General features: G+C 48.8%; 18 protein-coding genes. 10 read left to right on the top strand and 8 right to left on the bottom strand.

The features are described 5' to 3' along the window. Positions 1-121 precede the first annotated feature (121 nt). Complete coding sequence (locus RE469_03955) at positions 122-1318, top strand: MFS transporter (GenBank protein ID WMT45352.1); 1197 nt, start codon at positions 122-124, stop codon at positions 1316-1318. A 45-nt stretch (positions 1319-1363) separates the two neighbouring features. Beyond that, positions 1364-2542, top strand: a complete 1179-nt coding sequence (locus RE469_03950; protein ID WMT45351.1) for a PLP-dependent transferase — start codon at positions 1364-1366, stop codon at positions 2540-2542. Between the two features lie 4 nt (positions 2543-2546). Here the strand turns inward: RE469_03950 and pth2 are convergent, their stop codons facing one another. From pth2 to RE469_03935, 3 genes are read right to left on the bottom strand one after another with little or no spacing between them, the layout of a single operon-like run. Further along, a complete protein-coding gene (pth2, locus tag RE469_03945) occupies positions 2547-2906 on the bottom strand; it encodes a peptidyl-tRNA hydrolase Pth2 (GenBank protein WMT45350.1) in 360 nt (119 codons plus the stop codon). Continuing rightward, positions 2900-3472, bottom strand: a complete 573-nt coding sequence (locus RE469_03940) for a CDP-2,3-bis-(O-geranylgeranyl)-sn-glycerol synthase (GenBank protein ID WMT45349.1) — start codon at positions 3470-3472, stop codon at positions 2900-2902. Before RE469_03940 ends, pth2 begins: the two co-directional genes overlap by 7 nt. After that, positions 3465-4043, bottom strand: a complete 579-nt coding sequence (locus tag RE469_03935; protein WMT45348.1) for a CBS domain-containing protein — start codon at positions 4041-4043, stop codon at positions 3465-3467. Before RE469_03935 ends, RE469_03940 begins: the two co-directional genes overlap by 8 nt. Before the next feature lie 444 nt (positions 4044-4487). Here RE469_03935 and RE469_03930 point away from each other — a divergent pair, with 444 nt between their 5' ends. From RE469_03930 to RE469_03920, 3 genes are all read left to right on the top strand, one after another. Continuing rightward, positions 4488-5252 carry a hypothetical protein gene (locus RE469_03930; protein WMT45347.1) on the top strand — a complete coding sequence of 255 codons (765 nt, stop codon included), beginning with the start codon at positions 4488-4490 and terminating at the stop codon, positions 5250-5252. Between the two features lie 153 nt (positions 5253-5405). Continuing rightward, positions 5406-5597 carry a DUF1059 domain-containing protein gene (locus RE469_03925; GenBank protein ID WMT45346.1) on the top strand — a complete coding sequence of 64 codons (192 nt, stop codon included), beginning with the start codon at positions 5406-5408 and terminating at the stop codon, positions 5595-5597. Positions 5598-5689: 92 nt separating this feature from the next. After that, positions 5690-6667 (top strand): PhoU domain-containing protein, encoded by a 978-nt coding sequence (locus RE469_03920; GenBank protein ID WMT45345.1) that lies wholly within the window; start codon positions 5690-5692, stop codon positions 6665-6667. 2 nt (positions 6668-6669) lie between these two features. Here the strand turns inward: RE469_03920 and RE469_03915 are convergent, their stop codons facing one another. Beyond that, entirely contained in the window at positions 6670-7494 is an 825-nt protein-coding gene (locus RE469_03915) for an MBL fold metallo-hydrolase (GenBank protein WMT45344.1), read from the bottom strand. Next, positions 7491-9386, bottom strand: a complete 1896-nt coding sequence (locus tag RE469_03910) for an AMP-binding protein (protein ID WMT45343.1) — start codon at positions 9384-9386, stop codon at positions 7491-7493. The genes RE469_03915 and RE469_03910 overlap by 4 nt, the downstream gene beginning before the upstream one ends. 128 nt (positions 9387-9514) lie before the next feature. Between RE469_03910 and RE469_03905 the strand changes: the two genes are divergently transcribed. Further along, a complete protein-coding gene (locus RE469_03905; protein ID WMT45342.1) occupies positions 9515-10675 on the top strand; it encodes an alanine--glyoxylate aminotransferase family protein in 1161 nt (386 codons plus the stop codon). 35 nt (positions 10676-10710) lie between these two features. On the opposite strand, the gene surE is transcribed toward RE469_03905, so the two are convergent. Further along, entirely contained in the window at positions 10711-11505 is a 795-nt protein-coding gene (gene surE, locus RE469_03900) for a 5'/3'-nucleotidase SurE (GenBank protein WMT45341.1), read from the bottom strand. Next, positions 11502-12905: an MFS transporter gene (locus RE469_03895; GenBank protein ID WMT45340.1), complete on the bottom strand. Its 1404-nt coding sequence runs from the start codon at positions 12903-12905 to the stop codon at positions 11502-11504. Before RE469_03895 ends, surE begins: the two co-directional genes overlap by 4 nt. A gap of 171 nt (positions 12906-13076) precedes the next feature. Between RE469_03895 and RE469_03890 the strand changes: the two genes are divergently transcribed. Next, complete coding sequence (locus RE469_03890) at positions 13077-13592, top strand: hypothetical protein (protein ID WMT45339.1); 516 nt, start codon at positions 13077-13079, stop codon at positions 13590-13592. On the opposite strand, the gene RE469_03885 is transcribed toward RE469_03890, so the two are convergent. Continuing rightward, the gene (locus RE469_03885) at positions 13589-14941 is read right to left on the bottom strand and encodes an acetyl ornithine aminotransferase family protein (protein ID WMT45338.1); all 1353 of its coding nucleotides are present in this window, start codon (positions 14939-14941) and stop codon (positions 13589-13591) included. The genes RE469_03890 and RE469_03885 overlap by 4 nt on opposite strands. Before the next feature lie 139 nt (positions 14942-15080). Between RE469_03885 and RE469_03880 the strand changes: the two genes are divergently transcribed. The 3 genes from RE469_03880 (at position 15081) to RE469_03870 (ending at position 18677) form a co-directional block, all read left to right on the top strand. Further along, a complete protein-coding gene (locus RE469_03880; protein WMT45337.1) occupies positions 15081-16070 on the top strand; it encodes a VIT1/CCC1 family protein in 990 nt (329 codons plus the stop codon). A gap of 214 nt (positions 16071-16284) precedes the next feature. Next, complete coding sequence (locus tag RE469_03875; protein WMT45336.1) at positions 16285-17061, top strand: ABC transporter ATP-binding protein; 777 nt, start codon at positions 16285-16287, stop codon at positions 17059-17061. After that, a complete protein-coding gene (locus RE469_03870; protein ID WMT45335.1) occupies positions 17058-18677 on the top strand; it encodes a hypothetical protein in 1620 nt (539 codons plus the stop codon). Before RE469_03875 ends, RE469_03870 begins: the two co-directional genes overlap by 4 nt. The last annotated feature ends 29 nt before the right edge of the window (positions 18678-18706 follow it).

Genomic DNA, 18706 nt, shown 5'->3' with positions numbered 1-18706 from the left:
CTGTTTGATCTATATTGAAGTAATGATTGGATGCTGCAACAAAAACATATATGCACGCTCAATATGGCAGCAGAGTCCGGAAAAAAATTCTATGCGCTTAAAGATTCCAGGCGGGGCGCTGTTGAGCAACAGGCATGTCTCTGCAATATCCATGGCCCAGCTCATCAGGATTCTTGGGCGATCCCAGTCCTGGATATTCATACCGGTGTACCTTTCAGTTATACGGCATGTCCCTTATATCCAGATAGGCTTGCTTTTTTTCGGTACTGCACTTCTCAGCCTTCCGTTCTCAATCTACGGCGGAAATCTCATAGACCGGCTGGGAAGAAGAATGGCAGCAGTGTGGCTTCCTCCCATAATTATGGCGCTTCTTCTCTTCATGGCATTCTCCATATACTTCCATTCATCTCTGTATTTCATCTATTCAGCATTTCTGCTGGTTGAGCCGTTCACAAGCATTCAGGGGATACTGGATAATGTTGTAATAACAGACACCACGGAAGAGAAGCAGAGGACTGATGCCTTCAGCATGGTGAGGATTGCCGGAAACCTCGGTTTCTCAGTAGGCCCTGCACTGGGAGGTTTCCTGTCCCAGATCAGCTATTTCTATGTCTTCCTTTTCCCAGCCGTGCTCACTGCCGGGGAGTGGCTTCTCTACATCCGTTATGTGTCGGAGACCAAGACGGATTTTTTAGTGAGGACAGGAAATTTCGAATTTCCCTGGAGGGACACTAAGTTTGTGATCCTGAGTCTCCTGGTGGCGTCCATGTGGTTCGTGGCAGGACAGTGGGGCACAACCCTGACGCTTTTCTGGACCAACATAGACAGGGTGCCAAACTACATGATCGGCATACTCTATTCAGTGAACGGCCTGGCAGTGGTGTTTCTCCAGATGCCAGTGAACTGGGTGCTGGCAAGGATGAGGGATTTCAACAGGATCGCCCTGGGCGGCGCCATATATTCCATGGGTTTCTTTGTCCTGGCATTCTTCTCGGGTTTTCCGTTTCTCATTGCCGACGTCATTTTTCTTACCATTGGTGAAAACGTGATGTCACCTGTCACGTACAGCCTCATTGGAAAGATATCGCCGGCGGAGAAACGGGGCCAGTATTTTGGTGCATTCCAGCTGCTTCTTGGTCTCATTGCCCCCATGGCACCGGTACTGGGCACCGGCCTCCTCTCCAGGTTCTCATATGACCCCCTGCTTGTGTGGCTGCCAATCCTTGTCATAGGGATATCCATGTCTTTCCTGGTTTCCAGAGTCGGCATGATCATGAGATCCGAAAGGAAGCCTGAAAGCTATGAGACAAAACTCTGATGACATTAACAACATGCCTTAAGAACGGGCAGGCATGACCAGACCATGGATCATGGGGATGGTTTCAACACAAGGGCAGTGCATGCCGGTGAGATTATGGACGAACGTTTTGGAAATGTTGTCACTCCAATATTCGAGACAGCAACATTCATGTCGCCAAACAGGAGCGCAGACCCGTATATGGACATCAGCAGGGGCGAGCCCTTCCTGTACACACGATGGGGCAATCCCACAACACAGGCACTGGAATCCAAGTATGCATCTCTTGACAACGTGAAATACGGGCTTGCTTTCTCATCGGGAATGGCGGCCATCAGCTCTGCGGTGTTCGGCCTGTGCAGCAGGGGTGACAGGATACTTTCCATAAATGAACTGTACGGCCAGACACACTCATTCTTCTCCTCATACCTCCAGAAATTTGGCATTGGATGCGATTTCATAAGCCTGGATCAGGCCAACTCACTTTCATTCAAGCCAGAAAGTCACGCACTGCTGTACCTGGAATCCATAATAAACCCAACACTGAAGGTTGCTGATCTGGATAGAATCGGCAGGTTCTGCAGGGAGAACGGCATTCCGCTCCTTGTGGATGCGACATTTGCCTCCCCGTACAACCAGAACCCCTCTGAATTCGGCGCATCAGTGGTTCTGCACAGCGGAACCAAGTACATTTCGGGGCACAGTGATGTTACTCTGGGACTGGCAGGCACAGACAACAAGGATATATTCCACAGGATACAGGCAGTGAGGAGAACCACCGGCCCAGTGCCGGATCCGCTGCAGTCTTATCTTGCATCAAGGGGAATGAAGACAGTTGGACTCCGGGTTGAGAAACAGAACAGGGTGGCCATGGATCTTGCAGGGTTCCTGAGCCAGCACAGAAAGGTGGTCCGTGTGCATTATCCCGGGCTTGAGGAATCGCCCTACCATGCAATAGCCAGGAAAGTGCTCAGGGGATATGGCGGCATGGTATCATTTGAGGTCGTCGGAGGCCTCAATGGTGCAAGGAAATTCATGGCTTCACTGAAGGTGCCTGCCGTGGCAGCAAGCCTGGGAGGTGTTGAGAGCCTTGTAACCCTTCCCGTTGAGACAAGCCATTCCTCAATACCGCCCCATGAAAGGAAAGCCATGGGAATCGAAGACGGGCTGGTGAGGTTTTCATGCGGCATTGAGGATTCACAGGATCTGATTGATGATATGGATAACGCGCTGTCGCTGCTGTGATGATTCACAGCAGCTTGAAAGATCCGGTTATGGGGTCAAGGGCGCTGGACTCAGCGGGTCCTATGCCCACGCATGTCAGGGTCCCGGGATCAACCTGGGTGTGGCCTGCGTCAAATATGGCCTCGGTTATTATGCCCTCTGAATCCGCCCGGGACTTTAACTCAAGAAGCTCCTGCTGATTGGCCAGCCTCACCACGATCTTCTTCTGCCCCCCCTCCATCCACTTCCTGAAAATCTTCTTCTCTTTCTTCTCAGCCTTCAGTGCACAGGCAACGGCAGCATGTGCCACCTGTGCTGCTATCTTTCCCTTGCCAAGGTCAAGATCCTTCCTTACGGCTATAACCATCTTCACTTCATCTACCATGGGACATCCTTCTTTTTCATTGCAAAGCCTATTATGTTCACCCCTCTGTGTAAGGGGGGCGTTATGACCAGAATTGCCACAGCTCCTATTATGTTCCCGTAGTAGCTCATGAAGAACGGCCTGGCAAATATGAACAGAAAGAGGAAAGACATCAGCACGAATGGCCACTGATCCAGGAGGGCACCCTTGCCGCCCCTCTGTATGCCAATCCTCCTCTTTATGAAGGATCCGGCAACATCACCCGTGAGCGATCCAAAGGACATTGCCAGAAGTACCACCAGTATCTCACTGAATGTCCTGCCGTAGGGCAGAGACCCAGCGAAGCCAGATATGTAGAAAATGCCGGCAAGTATGAAGCCAATGATCACACCGGCAAGTGATCCCCCGAAGTATCCAGTCCAGGTCTTCCCGTCCCCAAGGATTCGCTTCCCATCGGGGAAGTTCTTCCCAGCATCCATCGGATAGTGTCCTCCGGTGATCACTGCAGCAGGGTTGGCCACAAATGCCGGAATGAACAGGATGAAGGCGTATACTATGTCAAGAATTATTTTGACTATCTCAGGCATATTCCTCAACGGCCTTAAGTATATCCGCCTTTGTGACAATACCTTTCAGTTCACCGTTCTCCATTATGAGCACTGCGCTTGAATACTTCAGCAGTGGGTAGATCATGGATATGGGTGATGAGCGATCAAGCTGCGGTAGCGTTGGGCCCATGACCTTCCTGACAACCAGTGTTTTCAGGGAATCTATTGTATTGCCCTTCAGCAGGAGATCATTGATATCCGATTCCGACACGGTTCCAACAACCTTCCTGTCAAGTGTTGCAACAGGAAGCTGTGAAAAGCCCTTCTCCCTCATGACATTAAGTGCAGTTATTATTGAATCGGTGGGAGAGCACGTTATGACCGGTGCCGTCATTATTTTCTCGGCAGTTATGTCAATGGTTGTTGCCTTCTGCCCGGTCCTGTTGAGGTAGTCAAAAATCTTCCTGACCTTGTCATATGTGGGATTTATGCTGCCCTTTTCAAGCCTTGCAATATATGACTGGCTCACGCCACTTATCCTGGCCAGCTCTTTCTGGCTGATCCCTAGGTTCTTACGCATCTTCCTGAGTTCCTCAATGGACGGCAGCATGACGGGGAGAGATTATTACCGGTTTATTAAAATTCACTGTGGTTGAATTACTCAAAAGAATAATCTGCAGCTCAGCTGGTCAGGCTGCACAGGGCAAACACAGGCAGCAATGGCCGGTATGGCTTTCGTAATGATGGACCCTCAATTTACCGGGAAAGTAACAGCAATCACCATTCTTACAACTGTTTGCAGCACTTTTCCCTGCCTTGTGGCCTCTCAACTCTGTACTGGCAGCGTGACAGCAGCTTCCTCATGGGACTGCAGTGTTCCACTGGATTAAGCCTGTTGACGGTCCCCGCTTTCAGGCACATGTTCCTGCTTACAAAGGCAGGCTATATGGCGGTGTAAATACCATTGGGCACGCCCTGTGCCTGTTATGCTTCAGGCAGAGAATTCAGGTCAGGTTCGGATAAATCAATATAGTAAGGTACATTTACTGTTCTATTGTCTGATATCAGAAATTGGCTTGAAAAGAACAACAGGTTCACGGGTCTTGGCATAGCGATCCTGACATCTGCAATAATCGTTGTTCTTTCGGTATATGTCTACGGGGAGATAATCTTCCTTGTTCCTGTTGTAACATTCTTCAGCTTCCATTTCACCAAGCTCTACAAGCTTAAACCCAGGTTCCTGGGAAGCGTTGTGGTGTTTATCATAGCTGCAATGCTTTCTTCTGCCATCGTTGCCAACATAGAATACTCCTCACACCCAACATTTGCGACCACGTTTCCAAATGGAATCCAGGTTCTGGGAAACGTGACTCCCTATGGCTCTGTTGCTGATGATTTCCACTACACCATTACAATAACCCAGAACTCATCAACAAACGTCAATCTGTCAAGCGTGGTGCTTCACATTGCAACTTCCGGCTATACTGCAAATCATATACTGGCTGCTTCCATAACAAACTCCTCAGGCATAACAACTTACAGGTATTATTACAACACCACAGATCTTCCCTCAGGGATTTACAAATACAACGTCAGTTACACGGAAACAAATGGAACAGTTGTTTACAGTGGGCCCATGGGAGGGCCTGTGCATGATCCAGAGATAGATCTCTTTGAGGGCTTTGTGCCAACATATCTGCTCACTTACCTCATATACTTTGAGCTCATATTTGCAGTTGGCGTATTCATAGGCCGCAGCATAGGAAACAGCATGAGATACAGCCAGCAGAGGAGAAACCAGCCTCCACCCCAGTCATGATCCTGCCAGTGGGCAGGGCTTGATCATGCCCATGGGGACAGTTCCTCATGATATTTTTCTGGTGCCATTCGAAATACAGACTGGAGATACGAAATCATCCTTGCATTTGATCACTGGAAACATTAATATTACCTGAACGGAATGTTAAATGCGATGGGAATGGCAAGTTATCGATTCAGATGCAGGGATATAGGCATGGATTGCCAGTATGAAGTGTCATCAAAGAAGGCGGAAGATCTGATTCCACAGATCGTGGAACATGCAAAAAACCAGCACGGGATTGAGGAGATCAACGAAGATCTGAAGCAGAAGATCAATGGGGCGATAAAGAGGCGCATGTTCTGATATTCGTTATCATTCATATAGATATACTCAGCCTTTATAAATAATATTGAAACCATCGGAAGCAATATATATGTGTGTGAATTTCTAAATAGATGGCAACATATACCAGACGAGTACAGCTTACCGGAGGCTCCACTTTCATAATATCGCTTCCATCCAAATGGGTTAAGGAAGCCCGGATCAGCAAGGGCAGTGAAGTGATAATTGATGATTCCCAGGGTGTTCTGACTGTAACGCATTCCCAGGCAAGGCCCAAGGAGAATGCGCGCATACTCACAGTGACTGGAAAGCCAAACCCGGAATATTTCCAGCGTGTCCTGACTTCCCTTTACATAGCGGGCTTTGACACTCTCACCATAAAAAGCCCGAAATACATGGACGCAGGGATGGTGGATGCAATATCCCGGTTCTCCCGGCTGGTGATGGGTGTGGAGATATTCGACGAGTCCTCAAGGTCTGTGGTGCTCCAGAATGTGCTTGATTCCAAGTCATTTCCTCTTCCAAATGCCGTGAGGCGCATGTCGCTGAATGTGCAGACAATGATAGAGGATACAATAAACGGCATTTCCGGTTCAGATTCAGCCCTGCTGGACAGCGTAATCAACCGCGATGATGATGTTGACAGGTATCAGCTCTATGTTTACAGGGAGGTGAAGAGCGGCGAGAGCGATGAATCCAACAGTGTCTTTTACCTCATATTCTCCCGCATTCTTGAAAGGATAGCGGATCATGCTGTGAACCTGTGCAAGCTCTGGAAAACCGTACCGGAACACAGTGGAAAGGAATCCGAATCAATAGTGGAGTTCCTCAGGGAATCAGGCCAGATGTACAATGAGGCGGTTGATGCTTTCTATGCAAAGAAATTCGATTCCCTGGATCCCATAATAGGGAAGAAAACCTCCGTAACGGCAAGGAAGGACGAGATCCTCCGGTCACTTCAGGGAGGCGAAATGGTGGCAATCGTTGTGCCCTCATCCGAGGAAATCGTAAGGATTGGCCTGTACGCCACAGACATAGCGGAGCTTGCCATGGATATGATCCTCTCAGAGAGGGAGGAATTCAGTATCTGAGATCATTCCAGGAATACCTTCTCAACCTTGGGATTCTGCAGGTCTCCTGATATTATTCCGGCAGGCGTTTCAGGATCATGGTTGAAGATGCATACGCATTTTTCACGAATGGCCCTTTCAATGAGTTTCCTCTTCATCCTGACAGTTTCCATGGGAAAGCTGTCTATGGCAGTTACATAGGGGATCTTCACGTGAAAGGCCGAAGGTATGAGGTCACCGAAATACATGATCTGGTGGGTTCCGCTTCCGGCAATGATGACCTGGTGCCCGGCCGTGTGCCCGCCAGTCCTGATGACCCTGATATCGTTCTTGAACCTCACTGATCCGTCCAGCCTGATCCTGCTGGCCCTGTTCATCTGCGCGGTATTGCGGATGTAGCTGCTTCTTGTGAACTCGTTGGGCCTGCTGTATGCCCTGAACTCAAGGTCCTGGGCAACAAGGGAGGCATTCCTGAAGACACGTTTTCCAGGCATCCCGTCCAGGCTGTGTCCGCTGTGGTCAAAGTGCAGGTGGGAATGTATGATGAATCTTATGTCATCAGGATTCATGATGTCAGTGATCTGCGGTACAATATCACTGGTTTTTTCTATTTCATAGATAGTACGCATCTTCTGGCTTTCCGGAAAACCGATGCCGCTGTCTATGAGAGCCGAATAATCCTTCCCCTGGAGAAGTACAACGTTCAGTGCCAGCTTCACTCTCCCGCTGGGTGTTTCCCTGAAAGTTTTGCTCCATATTGGCCTTGGCACTATGCCGAAATATGCTCCGGGGTCAAGGGTGAAATAGCCATCGGAAAGCAATCTGGCCTCAAATTCTCCTGTCTTCATCTGGACATCCCCTGGAAATCATCGGGCCTGTCCCTGATCCTGCCAACCTCCTTTATGTAATCCATTATGGCCGTATCCTCAAGATTGCTAACATCTCCAGGATCCTGGCCAAGGAAAGCTCTTTTCACGACCCTCCTCACTATCTTGCCGTTCCTGGTCTTGGGAAGCTGCGGAAGCCATATGGTGAACCTGGGAAGAAATGACTTTCCCATGCTCTCCTCCACCTTCGTCCTGATTGCTTCCATGGTTGCGTCGCTGTTCTCGCCAGTGTAGAATATGACAACGGCTTCCCCCTTCAGGGCATCAGGCACTCCTATGACCGCAGATTCCACGACTCCCGGCACCTCCATTACTGCATTCTCAATCTCGTTGGGCCCGAGCCTTTTCCCGGACACCTTGATGACATCGTCTGACCTTCCGAACAGGAAATAGTAACCGTTGCGGTCCCTCATTGCCCAGTCCCCCTGAACCCATACGTCCTTGAACTGGGACCAGTAGGTTTCCAGATATTTCTCCGGCTGTCCCCATATTCCCCTGGTCATGGAAGGGCAGTGGCTCTTTGAAACAAGGTAGCCGACCTGATCCACCACATCCATGCCATCCTCGCTCATCACGGAAGTATTCATGCCCAGTCCACGGTACAGGCACCTTGGCATGAGTGGTATGGCAGGAGTGGATGCCAGGAAGCATCCGATTATGTCGGTTCCTCCTGATATATTCGCTATGGGGGTTTTACCTGACCCAATCTCCCTGAATAGCCACAGCCATGATTCCTCGTCCCAGGGCTCCCCGGTGGATCCGAAGACCCGCACGGATGGCATGGGAAATGCAGCATTCCTGGATTTCAGGGACCTCACAAGTGTTGGGGAAAGGCCAAGAAGCGTGATCCCATGGGATGAAATTATCCTCCAGAGCCTCCTGATGTCAGGATAATCAACAGCCCCGTCATAAACGAAGATTGATCCGCCAAGTGCATTGGCGCCAAGAATTGACCATGGGCCCATCATCCATCCAAGGTCGGATATCCAGAAGAGGGTATCCTCCGGCCCCATGTCCATATAATATTTCACCTCCTTCACGATGTTTACAAAGCTCCCGCCATGGACATGCACAGTTCCCTTGGGTTTTCCCGTTGTGCCGGAGGTGTAAAGCATTATGGCCGGGTCCTCGGACCCAGTGTCGGCCGATTCAACATACTTTCCTGAATCAACGCTCTTCCAGAAATCAAAGACGTCAGGTGATTTAGCATCCTTGACTATGTGCATTATATCTGGCATGGAATGAACTGTGGACTGCATGTCCACGGTCTTTCCCTTCCTGGAATAGAATGCGAATGAAAACAGTGCCTTTGCGCCTGAATCCTGAATCCTGGTCTTTACCGCCTCAATACCATATCCTGAAAATACAGGCACGGCAACAGCGCCGATTCTGAGGACAGAATAGAGGGCAACAACCCCTTCCAGTGATGGCGGCATGTATATGCCAACCCTGTCGCCCCTGGCAATGCCAGCTTCCCGAAGAAAACCTCCAAGCTTGCCGGTAACCCTGTTAAGTTCCCTGAAGCTCATTGATCCGGATCTGCCGTCCTCGGTTTCATACTTCACCGCAGGCCTGTCAGAATCACCAAATTTTTCCACGCAGTTATGGGCGATGTTTATGTGCCCTCCGGTGAACCATTTTGTCCAGGGTTTTCCACCGCTGGCATCCATCACACTACCATAGGGCTTCCTGAAGGTGATGTTGCAATCCTCAATAACCGCAGGCCAGAACCATTCTGGATCAGCATCTGCACGGTCATAGAGATTATCAAGTGTCTGCAATCCGTGTTTTCTGGCCAGCCTCATTATATTTGTTGATTGGGAGTCTGGTGGATAGTACACCATTTCGGACATAAACACCATACTCCCGGACAAAACAATAATTTTGCGGTCACTGCCGGCACTGGTGAAAAAAGGCACTCTCATTCTGTCATTATTAAGCGGTTGTGCAACAGTTTTATGCCATTGCGGCATGAATATCCATGACTTCAAGAATATTGATGCACGTGGGGCCATCCATTGGCAACTATGATGTTCTGTCGGCCGCTGTCCAGCCAAATATTGGTTTTGCATCACCTGAGTTCAACAGTGCCATGAAGAACTCCCTTGAGGGCTTCAGGTATGTTACCGGATCGGACAGTTCTTACACACCTTTCATTCTTCCCGGCAGCGGAACAGTTGCAATGGAGAGCGTTATGTCCTTCATACCTCGCGGCTCCCGCATACTTGTGGTGAGCAATGGAGTATTCGGGGACCGCTGGGAGGCAATAATGTCAAGATATCCTTTGATCCTGAAGGTGCTGAGGGCTGAAGCCGGGAAGGCAGTCTCCACTGGGGAGATTGAGCACGAGGTATCCTCAGGCAGGTACTTCGCCGTTGCAATGACCCAGGTTGAGACAAGCACAGGGGTGAGGCTTGATGTGGAATCAGTTGCAAAGGCAGTCAGGAACCATGTGGATCTGGTGATTGTTGATGGAGTCGCAAGCATAGGCGGAGAGACCATGAAAGCGGCGCAGTGGGGCATAGACGTATGTCTCACGGCAAGCCAGAAGGCACTGGGTGCCCAGGCAGGAGCCGGTCTGCTTGTGGCATCGCCATCAGCAATGGAGAAGCTGAAGGGTGAGTCCATAAGCGGTTATTTCGCCGATCTCAGGAACTGGTCAGATATAATGAATAAGTTTCTTGCAGGGGGCGGGGGATATTTCGCAACTCCTCCCATAGGCACTGTATTCTCGATACAGAAGAGCATGGATCTCATCAGGTCAGAGACCATGGAGGCCAGGGTCAGGCGCCACGAGATATGCTCCCAGGCATTCAGGGCCGGAATCAGTCATCTTGGCCTTGAAATCCTGGCGTCAGAGAAGCTGAGAAGCAATACTGTCAGCGGCGTTATGGTTGATGGCATAAACATAGCCGATTTCCTGCAGAGATGCATGAAGAAAGGAGTGGAGTTCGGCGCAGGGGTGCATCCCTCTGTGCGGGACAGATACTTCAGGGTGGGGCACATGGGATGGGTTCAGCCCGCTCATATTATAACAGCCCTCAACGCAATAGAATCTTCTTTGGAGGAGATGGGGAAGAGGGTGGACAGGGGCAGTGCCCTGGCCGCAGGTGAAATATTCTCCAGATATCCCGGAATCTGAATATTCATGAAATTGCAGAGCTGAAATATATGGGTTCATTCATCAGGATTTTGCGGATCTGCCATGGAAAGAATTTCGTTTTCTGGTTTCAGGGCAGGATCCGTTTCCACAGAAATCCTGGTCACCGATATAAGGCCGGAATGGAGGACCACTGAGATATCATCCATATGGCCGCAGGCCTCAGGTTTTTCCTGGACAGGCACGATCCTGAAGGAACCAGTTTCGGCTGTCCTGTGATTGAAAACAAGTTTCCTTCTGTACAGAGGGCGCTTGGAGAATGGCACCTCCACAATTCCTGTGTTTTTATGAACATTCTCCGGAAAATTGACGTTGATCATTCCACTGTTGCGAATTCTGGAATTCAGGAATTCAGAAACCATCCAGGCTGCAATTGCAGATCCATTTTCATAAATCTCAGGACTGGAACGGTTCTCGGCAGTGACATGCTGTGAAAATGCGAATGAGGGTACACCCATCATGGAGGCCAGCAGTGCAGCAGACATGGTCCCGCTGTTAAAGATGATTCCATAGCCTGCATTGATTCCGGCATTTGTACCGCTAACAACCGCGTCTATCTGACCTGGGAATAATATATTCAGGGAAAGCAGCACGCAGTCTGCAGGCGTACCTCTGACAGAATATGCCAGGCCTCCATCAAGACTGAACCTGACGTAGTCAACAGGCTCAGACAGGCTAATTGACATTCCGGATCCACTCCTTTCCTGGGATGGTGCAACAACCACAACATCAATCCCTTCATTCCTCAGGGATTTCCACAGGGACCTGATACCAGGGCTGAATATACCATCGTCATTTGTCAGGAGTATCATTGTCCTCCACCTGCTTCTGCAGCCTTCTGAGCTATTTCCGGAACCTGCAGTGTTTCGCCTGAGGACTTCTCCAGGCCTTTTCTGGCTGTCTCAGGGATTCCCACCAGCGTTACTATGGAGGCAACAAGGGCAATGGAACCAAGGAAATACACAGCAAATGATTCGCCATAGACACCGAAGAGATATGGGAATATGAAAGTGGATACAGTGGCGCCCATCCTTCCGGAGGCAACAGTCAGTGCCTGTATGGTTCCCCTGATCTTTGTGGGGGCCAGTTCAATGCCAAGCATTCCCGAAGCTGAAACTGATCCGGGACCTGCCTGCTGGAACAGGTTCTGGGAGCCATAGAGCACAAGTGCAATTGCTGGCACTGCCAGTACTCCGGCCAAATGTTTGTACATTCCAAAAGATACCAGGGCCGCAGCCATGCCAATGAATCCGGCAATCTGCAGGGGTTTTCTTCCTCTCTTATCTATGAGCGACAGGGCGATGAGACCACCCGGGACCACAAAAAGTCCCTCCATGAGAAGCTGGAAGTCACCAGAGTTAAGCCCAAGGCTTCCGGCTATGAGGCTTGGCCCGAATAGAATGCCGGAATAGGCAACCATGTCGAAGAGGAACCATAAAACTGAAGCAGACAGAAATACCTTCCACTGCTTCCTGAGATAGTACCTGAGGCCGTTGCTGTCCCTGACTATTGTGCTGGGATCAACACTCCTGCCGCTTATCTCATGGATGACTTCTGCCGCCCCATCCCTGTCCCCCTTAATTCTGCCAAGATATCTGGCCGTTTCAGGCATTTTTCTCCTGAGGTATATGACAGCAACTGCTGGAATTGATCCTGCTGCCAGCACAATCCTCCAGAGAATGGAATCCGACACAACTCCATGAAGGCCCAGGTATACCACAGCTGCAACCGTTGCACCGAAACCCCAGAGCAGCCCGAACCCAAGGGCAATTATTTTACCACGATCTCTTGAGTTTGCGTGTTCTCCCATTATCATGGGTGAGAGCACATAATCTGCTCCCACTCCAATTCCCAGAACAGTCCTGATGAGTATGAGCTCAAGGGGATTGGCGGCAAATATCTGAAGGACAGCGGCAACAGCCATTATGGTGACATCAAGGCCATAGAAACGCTTCCGCCCTCCATTTGAAAGGATGCCGAAAATCAGCGCACCTGCCACGGCACCAATTAATGCCGATCCAGCCAGAAGGGAGGATTCTATTCCAGTCAGGCTTTTGATCCCGAATGATACAAGCACAAGAGGAAGGACTATGCCAATGGATGAAAGATCATATCCATCGGTGAAGACTCCCATTCCAGTGGTAATCAGGCTCTTCCAGTGGAAAAAACTCAGTTTCTTGCTATCCAGATTTTCATAAGGATCATCTAACATTTTGTTCCCAGGTAGCCAGCCCTGGGTTACATATTTATCTAATTCAAATACTAAATACATTGGACAATATCTATATATACCATATACATGGTCCAAATATTTTACATGGAACTAATTACGCCCGTCAGGACACCAAGCTTATATTACCTCTGAGAAATAGCACCCGATCTCTTGAACGGCAGCATCTACGAAAGGGAACTGTCCGGAATACTATCCGGGAACGAGAACGTTATATCGAGGTTGATCAAGCGCCTGGATCCTGTTTCGCAGGAGGCCCTGAGATCAATAATATCGCGGCCCTTCTTTGTGACGCGTTCGGCGGGTTCCCTTGGTGCTGACCTGATTGCGCTCAGGCATGATTATTCAATGATAATAGAGGTGAAGTCATCGGTGAATGACACCATAATGTTCACGGAGGCTTCCGGGCAAAGGCAGGACCAGGCCACCCGCCTCAGGGATCTGTGCCAGAGGGCAGGCCTCTTCGTTGTTTATGCCTACAGGCTGAAAAGTGTTGGTGGAGATCCATGGCGTATATTCACCATTCCTGCCAGTCCCCAAGGTCGAATACGCCACCTGTATGAGATAATCCCGGATGTGGGCGAAACAAGAAATGGAAATTTCATTTTAAAATGGGCTGAGGGTATGCCCCTCACAAAACTCATAGACTATATGAATCAGGAAATTTAGTGGGAGGCCACAATGGCCTTTTCAAGAGCCTCAACGCCCATGTCTATCTGATCCCTTGTTATGTTCAGGGCAGGGATCAGCCTTATGGCGCTCAGTCCTGCAGCCAGTACAATGAGGCCGTTCTCAAGTGCCTTGAGTTCAACCGTGTCCCTGTATTTGGTTGCCGGTTCCTTTGTCTTCCTGTCCTTCACGAAGTCCACGGCAAGCATGAGCCCTATGCCTCTCACATCTCCAATGACATCATGTTTTTCCTGAAGTTCAAGCAGGCGCTTCTTGAAGTAATCTCCCTGCTTTGTGGCATTTTCCAGAAGGTTCTCGGTTTTTATGGTGTCAATTACCGCAACTGCTGCAGCACTGGCAAGAAGGTTTCCGCCGAATGTGTTTGAGTGCAGCCCGGCTTCCGGGAAATCCAGTGAATCCTTTACAATAATTGCACCCATGGGAACACCGTTTGCAATGGCCTTTGCAAGCCCTATGATTTCAGGCTCGACTCCGAAGTGCTCCGATGCAAAGAATTTGCCGGTTCTGCCCATTCCCGTCTGAACCTCATCCATTATGACAACTGCATTGTTTTCGTCGGCCAGTTTCCTCAGCTTCCTGTGGAAGTTCTTTGGTGGCACAATGTAGCCGCCCTCTCCCTGGATTGGTTCCACAAGGAATCCTGCAAGGTTCTCCCGCGGGAGGTAGGTGCGAAGCATGTACCTGTCGATGAAGTCTATGACGCGATCTTCCAGTTCGTCCGGTTCCTCGTAACCATCTATGTTGAAAGGGTTCCTGTATGGGTTGGGGTAAGGTGCATGCTCAACTCCAGGCATGGAGGGGAAAAAGCCCTTGTGGTGGATGGCCCTGGACGCTGTGAATGACAGTGCACCCTGGGACCTTCCATGGAATCCGCCAATGAAGCCTATGAACTGCTGTTTTCCAGTATGTGCCTTGGCAATCTTGATAGCTGCCTCAGTGCTTTCAGTTCCGCTGTTTGTGAAGAACACTTTCTTCTGGAAACTGCCGGGAGCCACACTCTCCAGTGCTCTGGCAGCATCCACCTGAATCTTGTAGTAAAAGTCAGTGCCTGCAAAGTGCCAGAGCTTGTGGAGCTGTTTCTCAACGGCCTCTGTCACATGTGGATTCACGTGCCCGAGATTTGTGACGCTTATGCCCGTGGAAAAGTCCAGGTACACATTGCCGTCAACATCCTGGATGAAGGCCCCTTCACCCCTTTCTGCAACTATGGGGAGGGATTTTGTGCTGGTTACCATGTATTTCTCATCATCCTGGATAATCTTCCTGGCCTTTGGCCCGGGTGGAGTCACCTTTATTGATATGCCGTTCAATTTTTCAGTTTTTTCCATATCTTTCATCATGGTTCTCAGTTACTTATATTTGCCAATAATATATATCTTGTTGAAAGAAAAACGGATGTATTATACGTATTTCGTATTAAAAATAAAATATGAAAGCATATTTATCTCTTATTTCACTGTGGGGAAGATGGACATATCTGAGAAGATCATCAGGACCCGTGATTTCTACAGGGATGAACTTACAGATATGGATTTCTATCTCAGGCTCTCAAAGCGCATAAAGGATCCATGGCTCAAGCAGTCGCTGGAAAGGCTCTCGGCCATAGAAAAGGAGCATTCTGAATTCTGGAAGGCATATCTTGAACGAAACGGAGAGAATGTTGACAATCTGGGTCCAAGGAGTTTCAGGGTCTCGTTACTGCTTTTCCTTCACTGGATCCTGGGAACTGGACTGACAGCCAAGATAATGGAGCATGGCGAAGTTGAGACTGTTGCCTCCTACAGGAAAGCCGGCCCACTTGCGGCTGATGATCCGGAATTCAAGGCTGGCCTTGAGAAGATAATTGACGACGAGGTTGAGCACGAGGATGTATTCAGCTACACTCTGGACCAGAGCAAGGAGCAGCTGGAACGGAACAGGAATGTTATATACGGCATAAGCGACGGTCTGGTGGAAGTTCTCGCAGCACTGGCCGGCCTAACAGCCATAATTTCTGATCACACATACGTTGCCATGGGCGGCCTCATAGTGGGTGTGAGTGGCGCCATGAGCATGAGCGTGGGTGCATATCTTGCAACGAATTCCGAAACACAGTTCAAGATATCACAGATGCGAAGGAATGCAATACTTAACAATCAGGAGAATGACGACTCAAAGGTGCAGAAATACAGGAACGAAAGCAGGAGGGCAGCTGTAAACACTGGAATGTTCTATATTCTTGGCGCTGCAATACCAATAATACCATTTCTCTTCCTCCCTGTTCTTTACGCACTCATACTCTCAGTGATCCTTGTGGGATTTTCCCAGGCAATATCCAACTCAATCGTTGCCATTTCAATGAACATGAGCGTGAGAAAGGAAGCAGTTAAATCAGCTGCACTGGCCCTTCTTGCTGCGTTTGGCTCATTTCTTGTGGGCCAGATATTTCACATCGTGTTCCACATTTCCATCATCTGATGGCCCATGAGCTCTCAATGAAATGCCACTGCAGGGTTTTTCGGCATCACATGTTATCGGAGTCCAGAAAAATGGTGAATCAGAACGTGCTGATTTTCAAATGAATGCTGCACATTGCTGCAATGGGTGATGCCAGTTTCAACACCATACCAGAGAAATACCATTTCGGCAACTCGATGAATAGATATATTATGGGGAGCCCATTAGCATTCTCATGAGCCCACCCTCCATAGTGATTCATAATCTCGTCAAGAACTACGGCGAAACAAGGGCTCTTGACGGTGTAGACATGGAGATAAGTCCGGGAGAAATATTTGGCCTGCTCGGTCCGAACGGTTCTGGCAAAACAACACTTTTGCGGATCATATGCTCCATACTTGACTACACATCCGGTTATGTAAGGGTTTCAGGACTGGACGTTTCCAGGGACAGCCTGGAGGTCAAGCGCATAACAGGATACGTTCCGGAAACCCCTGTACTGTATGAATCCCTGACACCAACGGAATTTCTGAATTTCATAGGATCGGTCAGGAAAATTGATCACGAAACTCTGGCAAGGCGTATAGAGAGTTTCGCCAGCGCATTGGAGATAATGGATAAAATGAACACTTTCATCGGATCGCTTTCATTTGGCACAAAGCAGAAGGTGGCAATAATGGCGGCACTAATACACGATCCCGAGATCATAATCCTCGATGAAGGCATGAATGGACTTGACCCGAGGTCTGCCAAGATATTGAAGAACCTGCTTAATGACTATGCAGCAAGAGGCAAGACCATAATATTCTCAACCCACGTTCTTGAGGTAGCGGAGACGGTGTGCACAAGGATGTCAATAATCTACAGAGGAAAGATTGTGGATACTGGAACTCTGGAAGAACTGAGAGAAAGGTCCGGGACATCAAAACTTGAAGATATTTTCCTGAATGTTACCGGTGAAGGCGATCTGGGGCCAGTCATAAAATCGCTGAGAGAGACGATGTCCTCGTGAATCACGACATATTTGAACTGAGCAGGCGAATAGTTGCCGAGCAGAGATATCTTGCACTCAAGGATTCTCCAAAATTCCAGGAGAAAACGGGCAGGTCTGCAACACAGGGCGCCAGGTACATTGAGCGCCTTATATTCATCACCTACGCCGTAACTGCAATTTCAATGATTGCATTCTCCTCATTCCTGACGTATACGCAGATAAGGCTTCCAGATCCTGTGGATCATCTGCAGACGCTTTCTCTTCTTCTTTATGCCTACATATTCATCATAAGCCTGTACAGCTTCATAATGTTCACAAACATCGTTCGCACTTACAGGCTTTTTGAGCCGCTTAAGCCCCTTCCCACAAGGATCGGCCACCAGGTCCTTCCTCTTTCATGGTTCGTGTTCACAGGTTCCTCAAGCCTCTTTGTAATAGTTCCAATACTCTGGGCATACATCTATATCACAGGAAACATTCTTTCAGCCTTTACCGGAGTATTGTGGGCTTTCATCATGCTTGGGCTTGGTTACACGGCCGGAAGCGCCATGATATATATTCTGTCTGGAAGTGTGGAGAGAAAGCGTGGTCTCAGGAGCGGGTCCATTTCTACAATTCTGAGGGTTACAGGGTTCATAGCATTCTTCATTCTTTTTGAAATTGCCATACAGATTCCACAGGAGATCCCGGTGCTGCCTTCAATCAGGGGTCATCTTTCGTACCTGTTTGTGCCGCTTTTGAATTCGGCCTATATAATATTCCCCGCAGCACAGCCATCCTCATATGTCTATTACGGCATGGCTGCGTCGTTTATCTACGCCCTGATGGCACTTTTTCTCTTCCTTACGGTCAACATGCGCACATTCAGCAGGGTGACACAGACCGAGACGGTGTCCTATAACACCGCAGACATATCTCAGAAGAAGTTGCACGAATCAAAGTCTGGATTCTATATCACAATATTCAGGAAGGATGTGCGGAATATTTTCAGAAAGTCCCAGAATTTTCTGATGATGCTCATACCAGTATTCCTGGTTCTTCCTACACTTCTCTCCATATTCTTCTATTCATCAGATGTTACCTTCGGCTCAATTTCAATTTATTATTCTATGCTTGCAATAGTGATAGTTTCATCAGCCTTCTATTCCATAGTGCTCATAATATCGGAAGGAAACGGCATCAGTGTACTCCAGGCACTTCCAGTCAGGCTCATGGATATCATCTACTCTAAGGAATACGTTGGTGCAGCGGTCTTTGCAGCAATAGTTGCGCCAATATCGGTGCTGTTTCTTATGAAGGCCAGAGGAAACCCTGTAATCTTCTTCCTCTTTCCCGTTAATCTTGTAATTGCATACATATACAGCTCCCTGTATAACCTCCGGCGGCTCATGAGGAAGGTTCCCAGGGGAGCCACCACTGTTAACTTCTATTCCTTTGGCGGAAACACTGAGCTTGTGATCCTCTTTGCCATAACTGCATTACTGATTTCCCTCCCGACACTTGTTTCCACAGTGATTTCATATATTTCTCTGGGAATAACTTTTTCACATTCTGTGGCTTTCTACCTGTCAACACTGGCGCTCAATCTGCTGAGTCTCTTCGTAGTAATGAACATTGTAAACAACTCAAAATAAGTTGCAAAACCAGAATATTTTGCGTAAGA

The organism is Cuniculiplasma divulgatum (assembly GCA_031200235.1).
Classification (GTDB): Archaea; Thermoplasmatota; Thermoplasmata; order Thermoplasmatales; family Thermoplasmataceae; genus UBA509.
The sequence above is the reverse complement of the archived record's forward strand: the minus strand, read 5'-3'. Positions and strand labels throughout refer to the sequence as shown.